General features: G+C 73.3%; 16 protein-coding genes. 12 read left to right on the forward strand and 4 right to left on the reverse strand.

From position 1 onward, the window contains the following. Window positions 1–61: 61 nt before the first annotated feature. Window positions 62–2,710 (reverse strand): LuxR C-terminal-related transcriptional regulator, encoded by a 2,649-nt coding sequence (locus OG373_RS04745; protein WP_405436066.1) that lies wholly within the window; start codon window positions 2,708–2,710, stop codon window positions 62–64. Between the two features lie 152 nt (window positions 2,711–2,862). Beyond that, complete coding sequence (locus OG373_RS04750) at window positions 2,863–3,066, reverse strand: hypothetical protein (RefSeq protein WP_405436067.1); 204 nt, start codon at window positions 3,064–3,066, stop codon at window positions 2,863–2,865. A gap of 19 nt (window positions 3,067–3,085) precedes the next feature. On the opposite strand from OG373_RS04750, the gene OG373_RS04755 reads away from it, so the two are divergent. The 8 genes from OG373_RS04755 to OG373_RS04790 all read left to right on the forward strand — a co-directional run bounded on the left by OG373_RS04755 (window position 3,086) and on the right by OG373_RS04790 (window position 11,607). Further along, the gene (locus tag OG373_RS04755) at window positions 3,086–3,772 is read left to right on the forward strand and encodes a response regulator transcription factor (RefSeq protein WP_405436068.1); all 687 of its coding nucleotides are present in this window, start codon (window positions 3,086–3,088) and stop codon (window positions 3,770–3,772) included. After that, on the forward strand, window positions 3,769–5,160 hold the full coding sequence (locus tag OG373_RS04760; protein WP_405436070.1) for an ATP-binding protein: 1,392 nt from the start codon (window positions 3,769–3,771) through the stop codon (window positions 5,158–5,160). The genes OG373_RS04755 and OG373_RS04760 overlap by 4 nt, the downstream gene beginning before the upstream one ends. Window positions 5,161–5,245: 85 nt before the next feature. Continuing rightward, the gene (locus OG373_RS04765; protein ID WP_405436071.1) at window positions 5,246–7,498 is read left to right on the forward strand and encodes an MMPL family transporter; all 2,253 of its coding nucleotides are present in this window, start codon (window positions 5,246–5,248) and stop codon (window positions 7,496–7,498) included. Then, window positions 7,495–8,217 carry an LmeA family phospholipid-binding protein gene (locus OG373_RS04770; protein ID WP_405436073.1) on the forward strand — a complete coding sequence of 241 codons (723 nt, stop codon included), beginning with the start codon at window positions 7,495–7,497 and terminating at the stop codon, window positions 8,215–8,217. The genes OG373_RS04765 and OG373_RS04770 overlap by 4 nt, the downstream gene beginning before the upstream one ends. A 127-nt stretch (window positions 8,218–8,344) precedes the next feature. Continuing rightward, window positions 8,345–9,076: a TetR-like C-terminal domain-containing protein gene (locus OG373_RS04775; protein ID WP_405436075.1), complete on the forward strand. Its 732-nt coding sequence runs from the start codon at window positions 8,345–8,347 to the stop codon at window positions 9,074–9,076. A 39-nt stretch (window positions 9,077–9,115) separates the two neighbouring features. After that, the gene (locus OG373_RS04780) at window positions 9,116–10,267 is read left to right on the forward strand and encodes an MAB_1171c family putative transporter (RefSeq protein ID WP_405436076.1); all 1,152 of its coding nucleotides are present in this window, start codon (window positions 9,116–9,118) and stop codon (window positions 10,265–10,267) included. A gap of 300 nt (window positions 10,268–10,567) precedes the next feature. Then, complete coding sequence (locus OG373_RS04785) at window positions 10,568–11,032, forward strand: helix-turn-helix domain-containing protein (protein WP_052870825.1); 465 nt, start codon at window positions 10,568–10,570, stop codon at window positions 11,030–11,032. Beyond that, complete coding sequence (locus OG373_RS04790) at window positions 11,029–11,607, forward strand: toxin (RefSeq protein WP_405436078.1); 579 nt, start codon at window positions 11,029–11,031, stop codon at window positions 11,605–11,607. The genes OG373_RS04785 and OG373_RS04790 overlap by 4 nt, the downstream gene beginning before the upstream one ends. 208 nt (window positions 11,608–11,815) lie before the next feature. Here the strand turns inward: OG373_RS04790 and OG373_RS04795 are convergent, their stop codons facing one another. Beyond that, complete coding sequence (locus OG373_RS04795) at window positions 11,816–15,175, reverse strand: aminotransferase class I/II-fold pyridoxal phosphate-dependent enzyme (RefSeq protein ID WP_405436080.1); 3,360 nt, start codon at window positions 15,173–15,175, stop codon at window positions 11,816–11,818. A gap of 19 nt (window positions 15,176–15,194) precedes the next feature. Next, complete coding sequence (locus tag OG373_RS04800) at window positions 15,195–16,136, reverse strand: NAD-dependent epimerase/dehydratase family protein (protein ID WP_405436082.1); 942 nt, start codon at window positions 16,134–16,136, stop codon at window positions 15,195–15,197. A gap of 91 nt (window positions 16,137–16,227) precedes the next feature. Between OG373_RS04800 and OG373_RS04805 the strand changes: the two genes are divergently transcribed. The 4 genes from OG373_RS04805 to OG373_RS04820 all read left to right on the forward strand — a co-directional run bounded on the left by OG373_RS04805 (window position 16,228) and on the right by OG373_RS04820 (window position 22,787). Next, on the forward strand, window positions 16,228–17,175 hold the full coding sequence (locus tag OG373_RS04805) for a cyclase family protein (RefSeq protein WP_405436084.1): 948 nt from the start codon (window positions 16,228–16,230) through the stop codon (window positions 17,173–17,175). A 111-nt stretch (window positions 17,176–17,286) separates the two neighbouring features. Then, a complete protein-coding gene (locus tag OG373_RS04810; RefSeq protein ID WP_405436086.1) occupies window positions 17,287–20,049 on the forward strand; it encodes a SpoIIE family protein phosphatase in 2,763 nt (920 codons plus the stop codon). A 123-nt stretch (window positions 20,050–20,172) separates the two neighbouring features. Continuing rightward, window positions 20,173–21,756 carry a sugar ABC transporter ATP-binding protein gene (locus OG373_RS04815; RefSeq protein WP_405436088.1) on the forward strand — a complete coding sequence of 528 codons (1,584 nt, stop codon included), beginning with the start codon at window positions 20,173–20,175 and terminating at the stop codon, window positions 21,754–21,756. Next, complete coding sequence (locus OG373_RS04820) at window positions 21,753–22,787, forward strand: ABC transporter permease (protein ID WP_405436089.1); 1,035 nt, start codon at window positions 21,753–21,755, stop codon at window positions 22,785–22,787. Before OG373_RS04815 ends, OG373_RS04820 begins: the two co-directional genes overlap by 4 nt. The last annotated feature ends 6 nt before the right edge of the window (window positions 22,788–22,793 follow it).

A 22,793-nucleotide genomic window follows, 5' to 3' on the forward strand; every position in this document is an offset into this window, starting at 1 on the left:
GACGCCCGGCATCGCCCGGTACGGGCGAAAGAACGCTCACACCCCCGCCCCCGCACCCGGCTCAGAGCACCCCGAGGTCCTGCGCCCGGTGGACGGCGTCGCTGCGCCGGGTGACGCAGAGCTTGCGGTAGATGCTCTTCAGGTGGGTCTTGACCGTGTTGGCCGATACGAACAGCTCGGCCGCGATCTCCTCCGTGGACAGCAGTTCCGCGGCCTTGCGGAGCACCTCGACCTCGCGCGCGCTCAACGGCTCCACCACCGCCGGCTGCCCGTCGGCCCGCGGAGCACGCGCCGTACGGACCGGGGCGCCGGGGGTCAGCCAGGCATGCAGGCGGGCCGACTGCGGATCCCGGTCGAGGACGCGGCGCACCCAGGGACCGCTCTCGACGAACATCCGGCGCAGCTCCTCGGGGCGGGCGAGCGCCAGCGCCTCGGCCAGTCGGCGCCGCGCCTCCTCGGCGTCTGCGTCCGCGTCGGCGAGCTGCGCCCGGAGCAGGCTCGCGTGGGCCCGTACCGGCATCGCGACGCCGTCGTCCGCCGCCCCCGGTACGCCCGCCAGTGCCTGCGCCGCGCACGACCCGCGGCCCAGCGCCAGCAGGGCGCGGGCGCGGGCCACCGCGTGCTCCGGCCCGTCGGCGGCCGGTGCGTCCAGGACCTGGAGGGCCGCCTCGGCGTCGCCGCGTGCCAGGTGCACGGCCGACTCGGCCACGGCCAGCTCGTCCACCACCCGGTCGGACAGTCGCGCCGGGGCCACCGCGCGCAGCACGGCGAGCGCCGCGTCCCCGTCGCCCTCCGCCAGCGCGATCCGGGCACCGATGACGGCGGCCCGGGCGGTGGTCGCGGGGTCCGGACGCAGCCCCGTCGCCGCGGCCGCCAGGTCGAGGTGGCAGCGCGCGGCCGGCAGATCGTTCTGCTCGACGGCCACGCCCGCCAGGACGAGGTGGTCGACACCGGCCCGCCGCGCGGGTGGAAGGGCGGACCGCTCGGCCAGGGCGAGGCAGGCGCGGGCGTGCTCGGTCGCCCGCCGCAACCGGCCGCGGAGCAGTGCGACCAGGGCCAGCGAGCCGAGCGCGTCGCAGAGCGGATATTCCGTTCCGGGGTGTTCCGCTCCGGGCGGCCCGCACGCGGCCACGGCTGCCGTCAGCGTGGCCTCGGCCCGGTCCAGGTGCCCGGAGCCGAGCTCGGCCGCGCCGAGATGCGCCGGCAGCAGTGCGCGGAGTTCGGGGCGCTCGGCGAGCAGGGGCGGCGGCAGCTCCCCCAGCAGCCGGTCGGCGTCACCGGCCGCCCGTTCGGTGGCCCGCAGGTCGCCGGCCGCGCGCCCGGCGAGTACGCCGAGGAAGGCGCGGCCGAGCCGAGCCGCCGGACCGGAGGAGTCCGTCAGGGCGGCGTCCGCCCGCCGCAGCGCGGCCTCGCCCCCGGAGAGGTCCTGTGCGGCCAGTCGGCAGGCCGCCGCGACCAGTGCGGGCGCCGCCCCTGCCGTCCCCGGCGGCATCCCGGCGAACGCCCGGCCCAGCTGGTCCGCCTCCAGGCCGGTCAGCAGGCGGCCGAGGGCCAGGTTGTCGACCAGCTGCGCGGCCGCGAACGGCCAGTCCCCCGCGGCCGCGCCCTGCAGCACGGCCTCCGTTGGCCGCCCGGTCCGGGCCAGCCAGCGGGCCGCCCGCCCGTGCAGCCGGGGCTCGAGACCGGGGCAGCGCTCCCGCAGGTGCGCGCGCAGGACCTCGGCGAACAGCGGGTGCAGCCGGTACCAGGCCGAGGCGTCGATCTGCTCCAGGAACGCGTTGTCGCGGGCCAGCCCGGCCAGGGTCCGTGCGCCGTCGTCCCGGCCGGTCAGCGCGTCCGCGAGGTCGGGGTGGACGCGGTCGGTCACGCAGACGCGCAGCAGCAGGTCCTGGGTGGGCGGCGGCTGGGCGTCGAGCACCTCGGTCAGGAGATATCCGGCGATCGTGGTGCGGTCGGCCGCGAACTGGCGGAGGAACGCCTCCGGGTCGGCGCTGCGCTGCATCGCCAGCGCGCACAGGCGCACCCCTGCCGCCCATCCCTCGGTCCGCTCCATCAGCCGTCGGATTCCGGACTGTGAGATGTCGAGCCGGTGCTCGCTCAGCAGCGCCTCGGCGTCCTCGTGGGTGAATCTGAGGTCGGCGTGCCGAATCTCCACGATCTCGCCCGCCGCGCGGTAGCGGTGCAGGGGCAGCAGGGGGTCCGATCGGCTGGTGAGCACGATGCGCAGGCCCCCGGCCGCGTGCCGGAGTACGAAGTCCAGTCCCTCGGCGGTCGCGGGCGGCTGGGCGGTGTCGAACTGGTCGAGCACGAGAACCGCGGGCTGCGGGGAGGCGGCCAGCCCGTCCGCGAGGCGCACCAGGAACGACCGGGTGACCCCTTCGGCGCGGGTGGGCCTGCCCACCTCGGCGGGCAGCGTCACCCCGCCGCGGTGCAGGGCCTCCAGGAGGTACGCCCAGAAGGCTCCGGGGGCGTCGTCGGGTTCGACGGTGAGCCACATCGGGGGGCGCGGCGCGCGGCGGTCGGCCGCCCAGTGGGCGGTGAGGACCGTCTTGCCCGATCCGGCCGGTCCGTTGATGAGGGTGAGCGGTCCGCACGCCCCGGCCGCCAGGCGCCCCAGCAGATCGGGCCGGTGGACCAGCAGCTCGGGTACGGCGGGCGGGGTGAACCTGGCCGTGAGCATGGGGTCACCGGTGGGGGCCCGGTGGTCCATGGAGGTCACCGGGGTTCACGCGGGAGTACGGACTGCGATGGTCGGCCCACGCTCCCCACTGAACCGGTGATCGGTGGTGATCACCACTCGTGTCACCCGGTCCGGGGGAGGTACGGGCGCCCGTTCGGAGGTACGGGGCGCCCTGCGGCTGCTCAGCCGTCCGGCGCGAGGCCGATGCGGCGGCGCCGCAGGTCCACGTCGAGGAGGGTGACACGTACCTCGTCCCCGCCCTCGAACGTGGCGTCGGGCAGCTCGCTCCGGACGCCGACGCCGTCGGCGCATTGTTCGGGTCGTGTACGGATGGCGGCGCGCCCGCCGGAACGGTCGCCCGGCGCGGTTAGCATCGGTGCTGCCAACCGCGCGTGAGAGGCAGTGATGACGCAGTCCAAGGGCCTCGTGCTGATCGTCGAGGACGAGCGCCACATCTCCGACGTGCAGCGGCTCTACCTGTCTCGGGACGGCTTCGGTGTCCACGTCGAGGCCGACGGAACCGCGGGGCTCGCGGCTGCGCGGCGTATGCACCCGGTGGCGATCGTCCTGGACATCGGCCTGCCCGGCATGGACGGCATCGCCTTCTGCCGCGCCCTGCGGGACGCCGGCGACTGGACACCCGTCCTGCTGGTCACCGCGCGGGGCGAGGAGGCCGACCGGATCCTCGGCCTCGAACTCGGCGCGGACGACTACCTGACCAAGCCCTTCTCGCCGCGTGAGCTGGTCGCCCGGGTCAAGACCGTACTGCGCCGGGCGGCCGGCCCGCCCGGTCCGCCACCCGGCACCACGGGCCGGCTCAGCGTGGACCCCGTCAGCCGCACCGTGCGCCGCGACGGCGAGCCGGTCGAGCTCACCGCCACCGAGTTCAACCTGCTCGCCCACCTCCTCCGGCACGCGGGGCAGGTCTTCACCCGCGAGCAGCTCCTCGCCCAGGTGTGGGGGTACGCCGGTTACCGCGACACCCGCATGGTCGACGTCTTCGTCTCGCAGGTGCGCGCCAAGCTCGGCGACGCGAGCCCGATCCGTACGGTCCGCGGCGTCGGGTACAGCGCGACGGCCTCCGGCCCGTGAACGCTCCCCGGCCCGTGCACGGCCCCCGCCGCGGCTCCCTCGCACGCAAGATCGTGGTGCTGACCACGGTGGTCGCGGCGCTCGCGGTGGCGCTCACCGGGCTGATCGCCTGGCAGACCGCCGCACACGGCGCGGAGCAGCGCGAACGCGACCAGCTGACGCGGCAGGCAACGGTGCTCAGCCGCCTGCCGGTCCTGTCCGAGGCGCTGTTCAACGGCGCCCAGGTCCTGGCGGGGCCGAACGGGGTTCAGCTCGCGGTCATCGCCCCGGACGGCACGGTGAGCGGAACGGCGAGCCCGGCCGTCGACAGGGCGTCCAGATCGGCCCTGCTGACGGGCAAGCCGGTCTCCACCACCGGCATCCTGGGCGGCCGGGACGTCCTGCTGGTCGGGCAGCCCGGTGTACGGGGCGGCGCGGTCGTCCTGACCGAGCCGTACACGGTGGTCACCGAGAACACGAACCAGATCCGCCGCAACGTGATCGCGCCACTGGTCTTCGGCATGCTCGGCGCGGCCCTGGCCGGCGCGCTGCTCGCCCGCCGCATCGCCCGTCCGCTCGTGACGGCCGCGCAGATCGCGCACCGGCTCGCCGACGGCGAACGCGGCGTACCGGCCCCGGTCGACGGCCCACGGGAGACCGCGGACATCGGGCGCGCCCTCAACGTGCTGGACGAGGCGCTGGCCCACAGCGAGAACCGGCAGCGGGAGTTCCTGCTGTCCGTCTCCCACGACCTGCGCACCCCGCTGACGGCGCTCCAGGGTTACGCGGAGGCACTCGCGGACGGACTGATCGAGCCGGACCGGGTACCCGAGGTCGGCGGCATCCTGGCCGACGAGACCCGGCGGCTGGACCGCTTCCTCGCGGACCTGCTCGACCTCGCGCGGCTGGAGGCCGACGACTTCCGCCTCGACGTGGCCCCGGCCGACCTGTGCGCGGTCCTTTCGGAGGCCGCGGCGTTCTGGACCGGTCTGTGCGCCCGCCACGGTGTCGATCTCCGGCTCGAACGGCCCGACGGGCCGCTGGTCGTCGCCACCGACGCCTTCCGGGTCCGGCAGCTGATCGACGGCCTGGTGCAGAACGCGCTACGTGTCACGCCCGAGGGCGCGCCCCTGGTCCTCGCCGTCCACGCGGCCGCGACGGGCGGCGGGGCCGAGCTGCAGGTCCGCGACGGCGGGCCCGGCCTCACCGACGACGACGTACGGATCGCCTTCGACCACGGCGCCCTGCACGAGCGCTACCGCGGGACCCGCCCGGTCGGCAGCGGCCTGGGGCTGGCCATCGCGCACCGGCTGACCCGCCGGCTCGGCGCCGCCATCAGCGTCGAGGGGCACGGTCCCGAGGGCGGCGCGAGCTTCACCGTCACCCTCCCGTCGGCACCCGTGGCCTAGGCCGCCCCTTCCGGATCCTGCCGGCCGTACATTCCCCGAACAATGCGCCCACCACCCCCTTACACACACCGGCCACAGTGGCCCCATGAACACTGAATCGGCCGAGGGGCCGGGGCTCCTCCACCGGAGCGGGCGCTGGTGCGGCCAGCACGCCTGGCGGGTCGTCGCGCTGTGGGTGCTGGCACTGGTCGGGCTGGGGCTGGCCAACCACACCTGGGGCGGCACCTTCGCGGACAGCTTCTCCCTGCCCGGTACCAGCACCCAGACCGGCGGCGACCTGCTGGCGGCCCACACCACCGGCTCGGGCGGCACGGCCTCCGCCATCGTGATCAAGGCGGGCGAGGGTGCGGTCGCCGATCACCGGGCGGCCGTCGACACGACCGTCGCCGACCTGGGCGGACTGCCGGACGTCCTGTCGGTCGCCGACCCGTTCACCGCACCCGGGGCGCTCTCCGCGGACGGACGGACCGCCCAGGTGACCGTCCGCTTCGACGGCAACCCGGCGAGTTTCGCCCCCTCCTACCTCGCCGGGGTCGACACCGCCGTCGAGCCGCTGCGCGCCGACGGCCTCACCGTCGAGTACGGGGCCCCGCTCGGGCAGCTGGCCACGCCCAAGTCCGCCGACCGTGCCTCGGAGGCCATCGGGCTGGCCGTCGCCGTGCTCGTGCTGCTGATCGGCTTCGGCAGCGTCGCCGCCACCGGTCTGCCGCTGCTGACGGCGGTGATCGGCCTGTCCGTCGGTCTCGCCGGACTCGGTCTGCTCGCCGGGCACTTCGACTTCGCGCAGGCCGCCCCGACCCTGGCCGCCATGATGGGCCTCGGTGTCGGCATCGACTACGCCCTCTTCCTGGCCACCCGCTACCGGGCCCTGCTGCACGCCGGAACGGAACCCGCCGAGGCGGTCGGCCGTACGGTCGCCACCAGCGGCCGCGCCGTGCTGGTCGCCGCCGCCACCGTGGCCATGGCCCTGGGCGGGCTCTGTGCCTCCGGCGTGGGTTTCATCGGCGCCCTCGGGGTCGCCGCCGGGATCGGTGTCCTGGTGGCCGCCGCCGCGTCCGTGACGCTGACGCCCGCCCTGCTGGGTCTGCTCGGCCGCCGGATCGACCGCCTCCACGTACGCAAGCCGGTCGCCGAGCCCACCGGCGAGGCGGACGTCTGGCACCGCTGGGCCGAAGGGGTCAGCCGACGCCCGTGGCTCTTCCTGGTCAGCGGTCTGCTGGTGCTCGGCGTCCTCGCGATCCCGGTCGCGTCCATGCAGCTCGGCCACGTCGATGCCGGGGCCCAGTCCACCAGCAGGACCGACCGCCGCGCCTACGACCTGGTCACCGAGGGCTTCGGCCCCGGCGCCAACGACCCGCTCACCGTCGTCACCCATCTCGACAGCAGCCGGGTCGCGAGCGAAAGTCTGCGCGAGGACCTCGCCGGCTCGCTCCGGCAGGAACTGGCCGCCGTACCGGGCGTCGCCTCGGTCACTCCCCCGGTCCCCAGCCCGGACCACGCCCTGCTCGTCACGACGGTCATACCCACCACCGGCCCGCAGGAGCGGGCCACCGCCGACCTGATCCACACCTTGCGGGACGAGACGCTGCCGCAGGCGCTGTCGGGTACCGGAGCCACCGGCTACCTCACCGGCACGGCCGCCGCCGCGCAGACCTTCACCGACACCCTGACGGCCAAACTGCCCCTGATCATCGCCGTGGTGGTGGCCGCCGCGTTCCTGCTGCTGCTCACCGTCTTCCGCAGCCTGCTGGTGGCGCTCAAGGCCGCCGTGCTCAACCTCTTCTCCATCGCCGCCGCCTACGGCGTGGTCGTCGCGGTCTTCCAATGGGGCTGGGGCGGCGAGCTGTTCGGCGTCACCGAGAAGGTGCCCGTCGAGTCGTACGTACCGATGATGATGTTCGCGATCGTCTTCGGACTCTCCATGGACTACGAGGTCTTCCTGCTCTCCCGGATCCGCGAGACCTGGCTGCAGTACGAGGACAACCACCTGGCCGTCGCCACCGGCCTCGCCGCCACCGCCCGCGTCATCACCTGCGCGGCGCTGATCATGACCAGCGTCTTCCTGGCCTTCCTGCTGTCCACGAACGTCGCCGTGAAAATGCTGGCGCTGGGCCTCGGCGTCAGCGTGATCATCGACGCCACCGTGGTCCGCCTGCTGCTCGTACCGGCTTCCATGTACCTCTTCGGGCGCGCCAACTGGTGGCTCCCCGGCTGGCTGGACCGGCTGCTGCCGCACCTCGACCCGGAAAAACCCGCTGCTGCGGGGCCGGACGCCCCTGCCGTACCGGGTCCCGCATCGGAACTCGCCCCCGCTCAGGCCCGAGGAGATCGCCGGTGAAGGGCAACCTGCCGAAGTCCTGGGCGGCTGCCCTGCGCCGGCATCCGGTCCTCACGGTCACGGCCACCGTGCTCCTGCTGGCCGTCGCCGCCACCGGCGTGGCCGAGTACGCGGTCCGCGGCGTCATCCAGAACCGCGTCGCGAAGGCGGCCCCGGGCCTCGGCGACGACGTGGCGGTCGGTGTCGCCGGCGGCTGGGCCCTGTGGGACCTGGCGCACGAGAACATCCACCGACTGGACATCAGCAGCGACGAGGCCCGGGTCGGCCGGCTCTCCCATGTCCGCGTCCGGGCCCGGCTGGACGACGTCCGCCTCGGCGCCACGACCACCGTCGGCGGCTCCGAGGTCGAGGTGACCGTCTCGACGCAGTCCCTCTCCGCCGCGATCCGCGACGCCGTACCGTCCGTGGCGGTGGGCCCGGTCACCACCGACCCGGCGAAGGGCACGGTCCTCGCGGAGGTCGGCCCCGGCGGCGTCGGCCGCCTCGCGCTGCGCCCCGTACTCGCCGACGGCAGAGTCACCCTCGCCGTCGACGGACTGACCCTGTTCGGCCGCTCCGTTCCCACCGACCGGCTCGGAATCGGCGAGGGCGGCCTCGGACCGCAGGCGGGCGCACCGAAGGAGTACCCGCTCGGGCTCGCCGCCACCTCCGCCGAGGTCCGGCCGGACGGGCTGCGCATCGCCCTGGCGGGCGGGCCCAGCACGCTGTCCGACACCTGAAGCCGCCCGGTCGACCGCATTCGCCCGGAACGTTCCGTACCCGCCCGGTGGCCGGATCCCTGCGCATGACCAGGGGGTTCCAGAGTCCGCACGCACGGCCTCAGTTGCCGACGGGTACGGTTCCCGCATGGACGTTTCCGCAATCAGTTCGAACGACGACGAAGACATCACGCCCGCGGTGGTGATCAAGGACATCGCGCGTCACCAGCTGGTGAAGCTGGGCGCCTCGGGGCTCTCCCTGGAGGCCGTGTCCCGTGACAGCGGTATCCCCGTCGCCGATGTCGAAGCCGTCTTCCCCCACCGCGACGATCTGCTGACCGCCCTGGTCATCGACGCCTACGACGCGTCGGCCGAGGCGATGGAGCAGGCCGACGCGGCCGCCATCGGGGCGGGCGCGTCCGGCGGCGCCCGGCTCCTCGCGGTCACCCGCGCGCTGCGGCAGTGGTCCTTCGACAACACCGCCGAGTTCACCCTGATCTACGGTTCGCCCGTGCCGGACTACCACGCCCCCCAGGACACGGTCCCGTCGGCCTCGCGCACCCCCGCGGTCCTCGCCGGTATCGTGCGCTCGGCGCTGGAGGCCGGCGAACTCGCCCCGCCGCGGCGGGCGGTGCCCGGTCCGCCGCTGCTCCTGCCGGAGGCCGCGCTGCTCTTCGGCGGAGTGCCCGGGGCTCCGTTCTCGGACATCATCGAGCGCGGCATCGTGCTGTGGAGCAACCTGATCGGCCTGCTGGTCTTCCAGGTCTTCAGCCGTACCCACGACAGCGTCCGCGACGAGGTCGCGTTCTTCGACTACGCCATCGCCGTGGCGGCCGAGAGCATCGGGCTCGAGGTCCCCCTCGCCGAGAAGACCGACTGAACCGTCCGCCCCCACGCGGCACCGGCAGGAATCCAGGACGTGAACACCACCAGAACCCTCTGCTTCGTCATAGCGGCGCTCTCCTCGTACGCGGCGCTCGTCTACCGGCTGTGCCAGGCGCGGCGCAGCTGGAAGGACGGCGCGTACCGCACGCTGATAGCCACCCTGTTGCTCCAGTGCCTCACCTTCACCATGGGTGCTCTGGCCATGGGCGGCGGGCCCCTGCTGGGGGTCGGCAACCTCGCCGTCCTCCTCATGCACCTGTCGGCGGTCGCCTTCTGCGTCAGCGCGCAGATCATCCTGCTGCGGTGGGCCGCGGCGGACGAGGTGGCCGTACGCAAGACCCGCTACTGGCTGATCACCGGCATCGCCCTCGACGTGCTGCTGACGGCCCTCTTCTTCCTCGCCGACGGCACCGCCCGGCCGGCCTCGGACTTCGACGGCACCAGCGAGCCGCTGCTCCTCACCTATCTCCTGGCCTTCATCGTCTCCCAGGCGATTCCGTGCGTCACCATCTACCTCCAGTGCGGCCCGTACGCGCGGATGACCGACAACGCCTCGCTGCGCCAGGCGCTGCGGCTGCTCTCGGTGACCGCGGTGGTCCTCTTCCTCTACTGCCTGGCCAGGACGGTCAACATCCTCACGGCGGCGAGCGGGGTGGACATCGGCGCCTGGAAGGTCGCCGCCTCGGTCTTCAGCGCCGCGGGCATCGTCATGCTCTCGCTGAGCCTGACCAACTCCTCGTGGGGCCCCGGGGCGACCCGGCTCCTGGAGTGGGCGCGCACGTACCGGTCGTACCGGGCGCTCTACCCGCTCTGGCGGGACCTGTACGAGTCCTCCCCGGACATCGCCCTGGAGCCGCCCGGCGCCTCGGTGTCCGACCTCGACTACCGGCTGCACCGCCGGGTCGTCGAAATACGGGACGGCTGGCGGGACTTGCGTCCGTACATCGACCGCAGCACCAACGGGGGGTGCGATCCGGACAAGGAGGTGAGCGCGGAACTGCGGCAGGCGTTCACCGAAGCGGCACAGATCAAGCAGGCCTTGCAGGCAAAACTGACCGACACCGTCCCCCAGGACAACAAGGACGCCGGCGATTTCGACGACCGCGACACGAACAACTTCGCGGCAGAGCTCGCATGGCTCACCAAAGTGGCAGCCGCCTACAGTAAGCTCGGCAAGGCGAGTTGAGAACTCCCGCCCGGTTTGCATCCCCCGTCAAACCGGGCGGGTATCCCCGTTTCCCCCGCTGTTGCATGCGGCCGGACGGGTGGCTCCCGCCCGGACTGGCCCGGCCCATCCCCCGAGGGCCGGGCCAGTCCGATGTCACCGGCAACCAACTTGGCGTCCCCCGTGAGCCAAGTTAGCTGCCAGCTATCGGCCGGACCCCACGTTGGCCGAGTCCTGGTCAATTGTCAACTGGCCGCTAATCTGTGAAACTGGCGTATAGCTGAGAGCTATACCGAGGAGGGGACGGGAGGAAGGTTCACCATGACCGGGACCGACAACGGCACCGAGAGCGGGAGTGACGAACGCCCCCTGCTCGCGAAGCGCCTCGACGACCTGTTCAAGACGGTCCGCCCCAAGGGCAAGCACTGGACCAACGCCGAGGTCGCCGACGAGCTGAAGCGCGTCAACCCCGAGCTCAAGGTCGGGGGTGTGTACCTGTCGCAGTTGCGCACGGGGAAGCGCGCCAACCCGTCACCGGACCTGCTCTCCGCCCTGGCCCGCTTCTTCGGCGTCTCGGTCGCGTACTTCTTCGACGACAAGGTCGCCGAGTCCGTGCTCGGCGAGCTCGCCGCCATCGAGGCGTTGCGGCAGTCCGGGGTCCGCGCCGTGGCGATGCGGGCGGCCGGGATGAAGAAGGAGAACCTCCAGGCCATCACGGCCATCATGGACCAGTACCGGCAGATGCAGGGCCTGCCGCCCGTCGCCGACCCCTCCGAGTCGGGATGAGGGGCGCCCGGAAGGAGCGGTCGGCCGACCACGACCGCCGCAGCCAGCTCAAGAAGCTCCGCAAGGCCGGCGCGCAGCGGATCTCCGAGCTCGGCCTGCCGCAGGTGACCGACGTGGCCGAACTGTGCCGCCACCTCGGTGAGGTGCGCGACCGTCCGATCACGCTGGTCCCGATGCAGATGCCCTCGTCGCATCCGTGCGGCATGTGGGTCGCCGCCCGCGACGAGGACCTCATCTTCTACGACGCCAACACCACCGGCGCGCATCAGGAGCACATCATCTTGCACGAGCTGGGCCACATCATCTGCTGCCACCGCGGCGCAGGCGGGCTGGACGAGGCGGCTGCGCGCCTGCTCTTCCCCAACCTCGACCCCGAACTCGTACGCGACATGCTCCTGCGCGCGACCTACGACGACGTCCAGGAGCAGGAGGCGGAGATCATCGCCTACCTCCTGTCCCAGCGGATGGGAGATGCCGAGCACCGGCACGGCGCGGAGCCGGCCGCGGAGCCCGGCGGGGACGGCAATCCCGCCAGGAGCGCCACGCTCAGCCGCATCGAACGGACCCTGATCTGACGTGGATCGGTTAGGCCGTCTCTTCCGGATCTTGCCGGGCCCGCGACGCCCGGCACCGCACCTCGCCGCGTTGTCGGGCCCGCCCCGGTACGTCCAGTACAAGGACGACCCTCCGCCTTGCGATGCTTCCCCTCGGCCCTGCGGGCCTGGGGAAACCCCATGGCACCGGACGCCGCGGACTCGGCCGACAAGATCCGAAAGAGACGGCCTAGGCGTCGGCCACCTCCTCGGCCAGGATCGACACGGCCCGTCGGATGTCCTCCTCGCGGTGCTCGCTGGTGACGAAGAAGCGCAGCCGCGTCAGCCCCTCCGCCACGGCGGGGTGGAAGATCGGGTCGGCTATCACGCCCCGGGCGAACAGCGCGTCCGCGACGCGCAGGGTCCTCGCCGAGTCGCCGAGGATGCAGGGCACGATCGGGGTGTCGGCGCTGGCGCCCGTCGCGAGACCGGCTTCGGCGGCGAGGCCGAGGAAGAGCTCGGAGTTGCGCCGGAGCGCGCGCACCCGCTGCGGCTCCGCGGTGAGCAGCTCGGTGGCGGCCAGCGCCGCGGCCGCGTTGGCCGGGGTCAGACCGACGCTGTAGACGAAGCCGGGCAGCGTGTGGCGCAGCCAGCGCACCATCCGTGCCGAGCCGCCGAGGTAGCCGCCGCAGCTGGCGAAGGCCTTGGAGAGGGTGCCCATCCACAGGTCCACGTCGGACCGGTCCACGCCGAAGAACTCGCCTACGCCCCGCCCGCGTTCGCCGACGGTGCCGATGCTGTGCGCCTCGTCGACGAGCAGCAGGGCGCCGTATCGCTTCTTCAGCTCGATCACGGCGGGCAGCTCGACGAGGTCCCCGTCCATGCTGTAGGCGCCCTCGACGGCGATCAGTACCCGTCGGAACCGGGACCTGTTGATCCGCAGCATGTGCTCCAGCTGCCCCATGTCGTTGTGGGCGAAGGGGCGTCGGGCCGCGCCGGACAGGGCGCACCCCTGGAGAATGCTGTCGTGCGCCAGGGAGTCGTGCAGGACGAGGTCCCCCGCGCCGACGAGGTGTCCGATCGCGGTGACGTTGGTGGCATGGCCGCTCACCAACGTCAGGCAGTCCCCCACGCCGAGGAACTGCGCCAGCGCCCGCTCCAGTTCGACGGTCAGCTCCCGTTCGCCGGAGAGCACCCGGCTCGCCGAGACCGAGGTGCCGTACCGGTCCACCGCGCGGTGTACGGCTTCGTTGACCGCCGGATGGCCCGAGAGCCCGAGGTAGTTGTAGCTGCCGAAGGACAGGCAGGGGCGGCCGCCGATGACGGTCGTGTCGCGGATGTTGCCCTCGTGGACCCGGAAGTACGGGTTCTGCGCGCCGCTGTCGGTGATCCAACCGAGGCGCTGCTCCAGCTCGCCCACCTCGGGAAAGACGTCCACGCAGGCCGTCCCCGCATCCCATTCGGCGATCGGCGGGGGGACGGCCGGTTCGGCGGGGGCCACCGTCCGCGGCCGGTCCGGATCGAGCGCTTCGATCAGCCGGCCGACGGTGAGTTCGCGGGAGAACAGTTCCTCCGCCCGGGCGCCGGGTATCCGCTTGCCGATGTTGACCTCGAGCTCCTGGAGCATCAGGGAGTCGAAGCCGAGATCGTCCACCAGGAGCATCTGCTCGCTCAGCTCGGAGAGCGGGAAGACACCGGTCCGGGAGACCTCTTCGAGCACGACGGAGGCTATGGATACGGCGGATACAGCGGACACGGCGGGCGCGGGCGCGCCGTCGGGCCGCGGCACGGCGGGTGCGACCTCGGCGGCGGGTGCGGCGGGCGCCGTGCCGGCCTCGTGGGCGGGCACGTCGCGCGCCGAGTCGTCCACGACCCAGTGGCGGCGCGGGGCGAGCGGACTCGGCGGCAGGGTGCACGGGGGCGTCCGCACCGTCGCGGGCCGGGGCACCGGGCCGGTGGCGGGCTGCGCCGCGAGCCCTTCGGTACGGCCCGCCTCGGTCAGCCGGGCGATGGCGTCGGCCGTGTCCCGCGCCACCACGCCGAGGTGTTCCGTCAGGGGCGCGCGGCGGGCGAGCGTGTCGGCCACCGCGGCCAGCGGGGGCCGGTCCGCGGCGAGGGTGTCCGCCAGCTCCCGGGCGTAGCGGGCCAGTCCGATCCGGTCGCGCGCGCTGAGGAGGAGTACGTGCGGCCCCTCCTCGGGTGCCGCGGGGGCCGCCGCGGCCGTGGTGCACTCCTCGACCACCAGGTGGACGCCGGTGCCACCGAAGCCGAAGGCGCTCACGCCCGCGCGGCGGGGCCCTTCGCGTTCCGGCCAGGGGGTCGGCGCCGTCGGGACGGTCAACCGGGCGGCTTCGAGCGCGGAGCGATCGGACAGGCCGCCCTCGCTCTCCGGCTGCGGGGGTATCACGCCCCGCTGCACGGCCAGGACCGATTTGATGAGCCCGGCGATCCCCGCGGAGTTCAGCGAGTGCCCGACCACCGCCTTCACGGCGCCGAGGTAGGCGGGTTCGGCCGCCTCGCCGCGCAGTTCGCGCAGGACCTCGAGTTCGACGGGGTCGCCGACCGTGGTCCCGGTGCCGTGCGCCTCCAGGTAGCCGACCGCGCCCGGGGCCAGGCCCGCGTCGCGGTAGGCCCGGCGCAGCGTGCGCAGCTGACCGGCCGCCTGGGGGTGCATCCCGCCCTGCACGGTCCCGTCGTTGGCCGTTCCCACGCCCCGGATCACCGCGTAGACCCGGTCGCCGGCCGCCAGGGCGTCGGCCAGGGGCCGCAGCACCAGGACCCCGGCGCCCTCGCCGAGGACGAAGCCGTCGGCCTCCGCGCCGAAGGGCAGGCAGCGGCCGCTGCGCGAGATGGCGCCGATCCGGCAGAGCCCCACCAGGAGGTCGGGGGTGAGGACCAGTTGGGCACCGCCGGCGAGGGCGATGCGGGAGCGGCCCGCACGCAGTGCGTGCACGGCGTTGGCCACGGCCATGAGTCCGCCCGAGCAGGCCGAGTCCAGCGCGTAGCTCTCGCCGTGCAGGTCGAAGACCGAGCTGATCGTGTTCGGCCCCATGTTGAGCAGGAGCCCGGCCACCGAGGTGCCGTTGAGCCCGTCGACCGCCCGGACGGTCTCCGGCAGGCGGGGGTGGGCGGCCCGCGCCCCGAACTCGCCCCCGGCCAGCTGGCGCATCCGGATCTGCATGGTGCTGAGTTCGCGGTAGCCGCCCTCGGTGAGCGCCGTGATCACCGAGGTCTCCTCGCGGTCGAAGCCGTCGGCCTCCCACCCCGCGTCCTGGATCGCCTCACGGGCGAGGTCGATCAGCAGCCGGGCCTGCGGGTCCATCGCCTTGGCCCGGCGCGGCGGGATGCCGTAGTGGGCCGCGTCGAAGTGGCCCACGTCCGGCAGCAGCGCCATGGTGTCCGTGTACGCCGCGGAGGTGTCACGGAAGTTGTCGCTGAGGAAGGACGCGGTGCGCCACCGCGAGTCCGGAATCCTCGAGAACTGCGCCTGCGGGGCCGTCAGGAGCCGCCAGTACTGATTCACATCGCGCGCCCCCGGGAACCGGCACGCCATTCCCACGACGGCGATGTCCGCGCGCCGCGGTCCCGTCGGGTCCTCTATGTGGTCCATCCCTGTCCTGTCACCCATGTCACTCGTCGGTGGTCAGTCGCTCGCGCCACCAGTCCACGGTCGCCTTGACCTGTTCGTCGACGGGCGTGGGCCGCGCCGCGAACGCCGTCTCGTAGGCACTCGAATCGACGACGAACGGGCGGTCGAACTGGTAGCGGACTTCCTTCAGTTCGCGGATCAGCGGAGAGAAGAGCGCGGCCACGGCGACCACGGCCGACGGGAGCCTGCGCACCGCGACCGGTCCCGTTCCCGCCTCGGCGGCCAGACGGTCGACCATCTCCCTGACGGACAGTGCTCCTTGGGTCGGGACGTGCCAGGCCCGCCCCCAGGCCCGCTCGTCGCCCCCGGCCTCGGCCAGCGTCCGGGCCACATCGGGAAGGTACGTCCAGCTGTGCGGGGCGTCCGGGTCCCCCAGCGTGGTGACCGGCTTGCCGCGCAGCAGCGGCGGCAGGACCCGGCCGGCCAGGTGGCCGCCGTCGGTGACGCCGGGTCCGAAGAAGTCCGAGGCGCGCACCTCGACGGCTCTGATCCGGCCCTGCTCGTGCAGGGTCCGGGCCTGTTCCCAGACCGCGGCGCGCACCTGCCCCTTGGGGCCGGTCGCGGCGAGCGGCAGCTCCTCGGTCAGGGGGCCGTCCACCGGGCCGTAGGCGTAGAGGTTGCCGAGCATGACCAGGACCGCCCCGGTCGCCTCGGCCGCGGCGCAGAGCGACGCGGCCAGCGGCGGCCATTCGCCGGTCCAGCGGTGGTAGGGGGGTGCGGCGCAGCTGTACAGGGCGGTCGCGCCCTGCGCGACCTCCGTCAACCGCTCCGCGTCCGTCGCGTCGAGCGCGATGTGTTCGATTCCGGGTTCCGGGCTTCGGCCCGATCTGGTGATGACCTTTACGGTATGGCCCTGTTCGGCGAGGAGCCGGGCAGTGGCGGCGCCCGCGGGTCCAAAACCTATGACGACTTGAAAGCTCACGGACGCACACTAGCGCGAGCGACCGACACGCCAGGCCCGGGTGATCGCCTACCGGCCAGCGCGGAGAGGCGATCGGCCGGACACTGGCCCCATGGGCAACCGACCCGCCGGCACTCCCGGCAACGGGCCCGCCGTCTCCCGCCGGGAGTTCGACGCGCTGTTCGAGTCGGTCCGTACGTGGGGCCGGTGGGCCGCGGCCGACCGCGGCGCCTGGAACCGGGTGACGGCGGACCATGTGCGCAGGGCCGTCGCCACGGTCCGCTCGGGGACGACCGTACCGATGGCGCGGCCCTGGGACACCCGTCCCGGCCCGGACAACGCCAGACCCGCGCTGCACTTCATGTCCGACCTCGGCGACGTGGAGGCTCCGGAACCCTCCGTGCACAAGGACTTCCTCGGCGCGGACTACCACGGCAAGGCCGTGACCCACCTCGACGCGCTGTCACATGTGGCCTACGGAGGGCGACTGTACGACGGCCGAGCGGCACGCGGGGTCGTCGGTGCGGCGGGGGCCCGGTTCGGCGCCGTGTCGTCGCTCGGCCCCCTGGTCACCCGGGGCGTACTGATCGATCTGCCCGCCGTCCTCGGAATCGAATGGCTCGAACCGGGCCGTGCGGTGCACGCACAGGACCTGCTCGCCGCGGAGGAGGCGCTCGGTGTGACGGTCGGGGACGGAGACGCGGTGCTGCTGCGCTCCGGGGCCTTGCGCCGGCGCCGGGAACGGGGCCCCTGGAACCCCGGCGAGGCGAGCGCCGGCTGGCACGTGGACGCCCTGCCGCTGCTGGCCGAGCGCGCCGTCGCGCTGCTCGGCGGTGACGGGGACAGCGACGTACGGCCTTCGCCGGTGGAGGGGGTGCACTCCCCCGTCCATGCCCTCGCGGTGACGGCGATGGGAGTGCCACTGCTGGACAACCTCGACCTCGAACCGCTGTCCGCGGCCTGCGCCGAAGCGGGCCGGTACGCGTTCCTGTTCGTCGTGGCACCGCTGAACGTTCCCGGCGGCACGGGCTCGCCCGTCAATCCCGTCGCGGTCCTGTGACGGCCGGGTCCGCCGACCGGTTCCCGCCTGCCCACCCGCTCATCGCCGAAATGTGAGGAATATACTCAAATCTGGCGACCGAGGGTGCTCCGGCGAGGGGAAGTGATGCACATGGGGGTCGTCGGAGACCGCATCGGCCCCGTGCGTTCCCGTGACCGATTCCTGCAGGGCGAATCCGTCGAGGGGAGCGTGCGGAGTCCGATCCTGAGCTCCTGGCAGCGCAGCCGGCTGCTGGGGCTGTCACCGGACCAGTCCGAGCTCCCGTTCAAGGATGACGTCGACCCGGACGCCGCACTGCTGCGCGCCGCCGAGCCCGTGCTCGACCGGCTTCAGGTCATCTTCGCGGGCAGCCGGACCAACATCTCCCTCGCCGACGGTCACGGCATGGTGCTCGCGCGCCGCTTCGGCGAGAAGTCCATGGTCAGGCACCTCCCCCCGATCCAGATCGTCCCCGGGTTCGTCTTCGCCGAGCAGTTCGCCGGGACGAACGGCATCGGCCTCACCCTCGCGGAGCGGCGCCTGTGCCAGGTCTACGGCGCCGAGCACTTCGCCGAGCGGTCCCAGGCGAGCGCCTGCACCGCGATACCCCTGCGCGACCAGCTCAGCGGGCACATCGAGGGCGTCCTGTGCCTCGGGTATCCGTACACCGAGGCGGACCCGGCCCTGATCCCCGTGGTGCGCAAGGCGGCCGAAGCCATCGAGCGGCGGCTGATGGACCAGAGTTCGGCGCGCGAGCGCGGTCTGCTGCAGGCCTATCTCGACGCCGCGAGCCTGGCCCGGTCCAGCGAGTACGGCATCGACGGGCACCCGGTCGGCATGGTCGAGTTCCTCCAGAGCGAGCTGGAGCAGAGCGATCAGACGACCCTCAAGGAGAGGGCCACGGAGCTGATGTCCGCGGACCGCCGGGCCGTCGCCGAGGTGCCCCTGTCCCGCGGCCGGTGGGTCACGCTCGTCAGCCGCCCCGTGACGAGCGCCTCCGGGGTGCAGGGCGTCGTGGTCGAGGCGCTGCTCCCCGAGGACACGGAACGGCACGCCCCCGCCCCCACCCACCACCCGTCCGGCGCGGCGGACGCCGCTCCGTCCGCCGTCCCGCCCGGGCTCCGTACCCGGGCCGCCCCGGCCCCGGCCGGCGATCCGGGCGGCCGTGCCGGGGTCAGAGGGCTGGTGCTGGTGGGCGAGCCCGAGGTGGGCAAGTACGCGGTCGCCGCGCGGCGCCGCCTCGAACTGCTGGCCGAGGCCAGCAACCGGATCGGCACCACCCTGGACGTGAGCCGTACCGCGTGGGAGCTCGCCGAGACGGCGGTCCCGAGGCTGGCCGACTTCGTCACCATCGACCTGCCCGAGGCCGTGCTGCGGGGCGAGGAGTCCCCCCACCCGACCACCGAGATGCACCGGACGGTGGTCCACGGCATCCGCGAGGACTGCCCCTTCTATCCGGTCGGCGACCAGATCAGCCTGCGGCCCACCACACCCCACATGCGCTGCATCGCCACCCGGCAGCCGGTGCTGGAACCCGACCTCAAGGCCGCCTTCGGCTGGCTCGCCCAGGATCCCGAGCACGCCGAGCTGCTGCTCGCGCACAACATCCACTCCCTCATCACCGTCCCCCTGCTCGCCCGCGGCGCCATCCTGGGCGTGGCGAGCTTCTACCGTTCGCAGGACCCCGCCCCGTACGGCGACGACGACCGCTCGCTGGCCCAGGAGCTCGCCGCCCGCGCCGCCCTGTGCATCGACAACGCCCGCCGCTACACCCGCGAACACACCCTCGCCCTGTCCCTGCAGCACAGCCTGCTCCCCCGCGGCCTGCCCGAGCAGAGCGCCGTCGAAGTGGCCCACCGCTATCTGCCCGCCGAGTCGGGAGTGGGCGGCGACTGGTTCGACGTCATCCCGCTGTCCGGCACCCGGGTCGCCCTCCTCGTCGGCGACGTTGTCGGTCACGGGCTGCACGCCGCCGCGACCATGGGCCGGCTGCGCACCGCCGCCCGCAACTTCGCCGAGCTCGAACTCGCCCCCGACGAGCTCCTGACCCATCTGGACAACCTGATGGTGCGCCTCGACCGGGAGGAGGGCGGCGACGGCCCCGACTCCGCCAGCACCGGCATCGTCGGAGCCACCTGCCTGTACGCCATCTACGACCCCACCTCCCAGCAGTGCACCCTGGCGCGCGCCGGCCACCCTCCGCCCGCACTGGTCCTGCCCGACGGCAGCGTGTCCCTGCTGGACCTGCCCGCCGGTCCCCCGCTCGGTCTCGGCGGCCTGCCCTTCGAGTCGGTCGAGATCCGGCTGCCCGAGCACAGCCAGCTCGTCCTCTACACCGACGGGCTCATCGAGGACCGCCATCGCGACATCGACGTGGCCCTCGACGCCCTGAACCGGGCCCTGACCCACCCGGACCGCGCCCCCGAGGAGACCTGCCGGGCGGTCCTCGACGCCGTGGCGCCCGAGCACCCCGCCGACGACATCGCGCTCCTCGTCGCCCGCACCAACGCCCTGCCCGCGGACCGGATCGCCACCTGGGACATGGCCGCCGATCCGGCCCTCGTCTCGGAGATCCGCGGTGCCTGCGTCAGCCAGTTGAACCGGTGGGGGCTGGAGGAGTCCGCCTTCGCCACGGAACTGCTGCTCAGCGAGCTGGTCACGAACGCCGTCCGGTACGGGACCGCGCCCATCCGGGTCCGCCTCATCCACGACCGCAACCTGATCTGCGAGGTGCACGACGCCAGCAGCAGCGCCCCGCGCATGCGGCAGTCGGCCACCACCGACGAGGGCGGGCGCGGCCTGTTCCTCGTCGCGCAGCTCGCCCAGGCCTGGGGCACCCGCTACACCACCGACGGCAAGGTCATCTGGGCCGAGTGCTCCCTGGCAGCGGCATGACCCCCGGCCGCTGCGCCATTGGGGTCACAGGGTGCGGCGACATGCCGGGGACGGACCGTCAGGTCCCCGTAGAGTGCCCCGTACCGTCGGGAAGAACTCGGAGGCCGACCCCCGGAGAAGTCTGTGCATGACGCTCCCGACACCTGGGCGGGCCCACCCCCGCGCTCCGGTGCCGCACCACTCGTCCGGATGCGCGGCCTGAGCAAGCGGTTCGGCGGCACGCTCGCGCTGGCCTCGGTCGACCTCGACATCCACCGCGGCAGTGTCCTCGCCCTGCTCGGCCCCAACGGAGCCGGAAAGTCCACCCTCATCAAGGTGCTGGCGGGTGTCCACCACGCCGACGAGGGCCATGTCACGGTGTCCGGGCATCCGCTCGGCAGCCACGCCGCGACCCGGAGCATGTCCTTCATCCACCAGGACCTCGGTCTCGTCCCGTGGATGACGGTGGCCGAGAACATCGCCCTCGGCACCGGCTATCCCCGCCGCCGCGGACTGATCTCCTGGCGACGGACCCGGCAGCGCTGCGACGACGCCCTGCGCATCGTCGCCGGCCATCTGGACCCCGACGCCAGGATCTCGGGCCTCGGCCCCGCCGAGCGCTCGCTCGTCGCCATCGCCCGCGCGCTCGCCACCCGGGCCGGACTCATCGTGCTCGACGAGCCGACCGCCACCCTCCCCGCCGCGGACTGCGCGCGGCTCTTCGACGTCCTGCACACCCTGCGCGACCGCGGGCACGGCATCCTCTACGTCAGCCACCGGCTCGACGAGGTGTACGAGGTCGCCGACACCTTCGCCGTCCTGCGCGACGGCCGGCTGGTCGACCGGGGTCCGCTCGCCGGTCACAGCCCGGACCGTCTGGTGCGGGCGATCGTGGGTCACGTACCGGAGGGTCAACACGCACCGGCCGGACCCGCACATGCCGGCCGGGAGCCCGGCGCACCGCCCGCCGCAGGCACGCCCCTGCTGCGCCTCGCCGGGGTGCGGACCGCGTCCACCGGGCGGGTCGGCCTGGACCTGCGGGCCGGTGAGATCCTCGGCATGGTGGGCCTGACCGGCGCCGGCCACATGGAGCTGGGCCGCGCCCTGGCCGGCGCCCGGCCGATCCTGGAGGGGCGGGTGCTGCTGGACGGGCGGCCGTACCACCCGCGTTCGGTCCACGCCGCTCTCGACGCCGGCGTCGGCTTCGTGGCGGCCAACCGTCAGGAGGAGGGCTGCGCCGCCGACATGACCGTGCGGGAGAACTTCCTGGCGAACCCCCGGGTGTCCGGCACGCCGGCCGCGCACTGGATCAGCCCCCGTCGTGAGCGCGCCGAGGCCCTCGCCCTCATCGACCGGTTCTCGGTCCACCCCCGCAGGAGCGAGGTGCCGATCGCCACGCTGTCCGGCGGCAACCAGCAGAAGGTGATGGTGGGCCGGTGGCTCCGGGGGCACCTGCGCCTGCTCGTCCTCGAGGAGCCGACCGCCGGGGTGGACGTCGGCGCCAAGGCCACCATCCACCGGCTGCTCGACGACGCGCTCGACTCCGGGCTGGGCGTCCTGCTCATCTCCACCGATTTCGAGGAGGTCGCGGACGTGTGCCATCGCGCGCTGGTGTTCGTCCGCGGGAGCGTGAGTACCGAACTGAGCGGTGCGTCCCTCACCGTTGCCGAACTCACCCGCACCGCCTCGGCGATGCCCGCGATCACCGGGACCGCTACGGACCGATGACCACTTCACCTCCGCCCACGCCCCCGCTTCCGCCTTCGCCCTCGGCTTCGCCGCGATCCCTGCTGGACCACCTGCGTGGGCACCACATCGGCACCTACGGCCTGCTGGTCCTCGCCGGCCTGCTGTTCCTGGTCTTCTCCCTCGTCCTGCCGGACACCTTCCCCACCCGGGACAACATCTCCTCGATCCTCTCCAACCAGTCCATCCCCGCCATCCTCGCGCTCGGCGCGACGATCCCCATCGCCACCGGCAAGTTCGACCTGTCCATGGGCTACGGCCTCGGCCTGGCCCACGTGATGGTGCTGCAGCTGATCGTCAACACGGGCTGGCCCTGGCCGCTGGCCTGCCTCACCGTCGTCCTCGGCGGGGCCCTGGTCGGCGTCCTCAACGGCGTCATCGTCGAGTACGTGCGGATCGACTCCTTCATCGCCACGCTCGGCACCGGCAGCATGATGTACGCCGCCACCGGCTGGATCACCGACGGCTCCCGGATCGTCCCCGGCCCGGACGGCCTGCCCGCCTCCTTCACCGGCCTCTACGACTCCCGGTTCCTCGGCCTGCCCCTTCCCGCCTACTACGTCATCGCCCTCGCGGCCCTGCTCTGGGTGGTCCTGGAGCGGCTGCCGCTCGGCCGCTACCTGTACGTCATCGGCTCCAGCCGGCGCACCGCCGACATCATCGGCATCCCCAGCCACCGGTACTCCGTCTACGCCTTCGCCGGATCGGGCCTGGTCACCGGCCTCGCCGGGGTCCTCCTCGCCGCCCAGCAGCAGACCGGCAACCCGAGCGTCGGGCTGGACTACCTGCTGCCCGCCTTCGTCGGCGCCCTCCTCGGGTCCACCACGATCAAACCCGGCCGCGTCAACGCACTCGGCACCGTCGTGGCCGTCGCCGTCCTCGCCATCGGCCTGGCCGGCATCGGCCAGCTCGGCGCCGACTTCTGGGCCACACCGCTGTTCAACGGCGCCACCCTGCTCATCGCCGTCGGCCTGGCCGGCTACTCCGCCCGCCGCCGGCTGCGCACCCCCTAGAAAAGT

The organism is Streptomyces avidinii (genome assembly GCF_045161815.1).
GTDB classification, from domain to species: Bacteria; Actinomycetota; Actinomycetes; order Streptomycetales; family Streptomycetaceae; genus Streptomyces; species Streptomyces avidinii.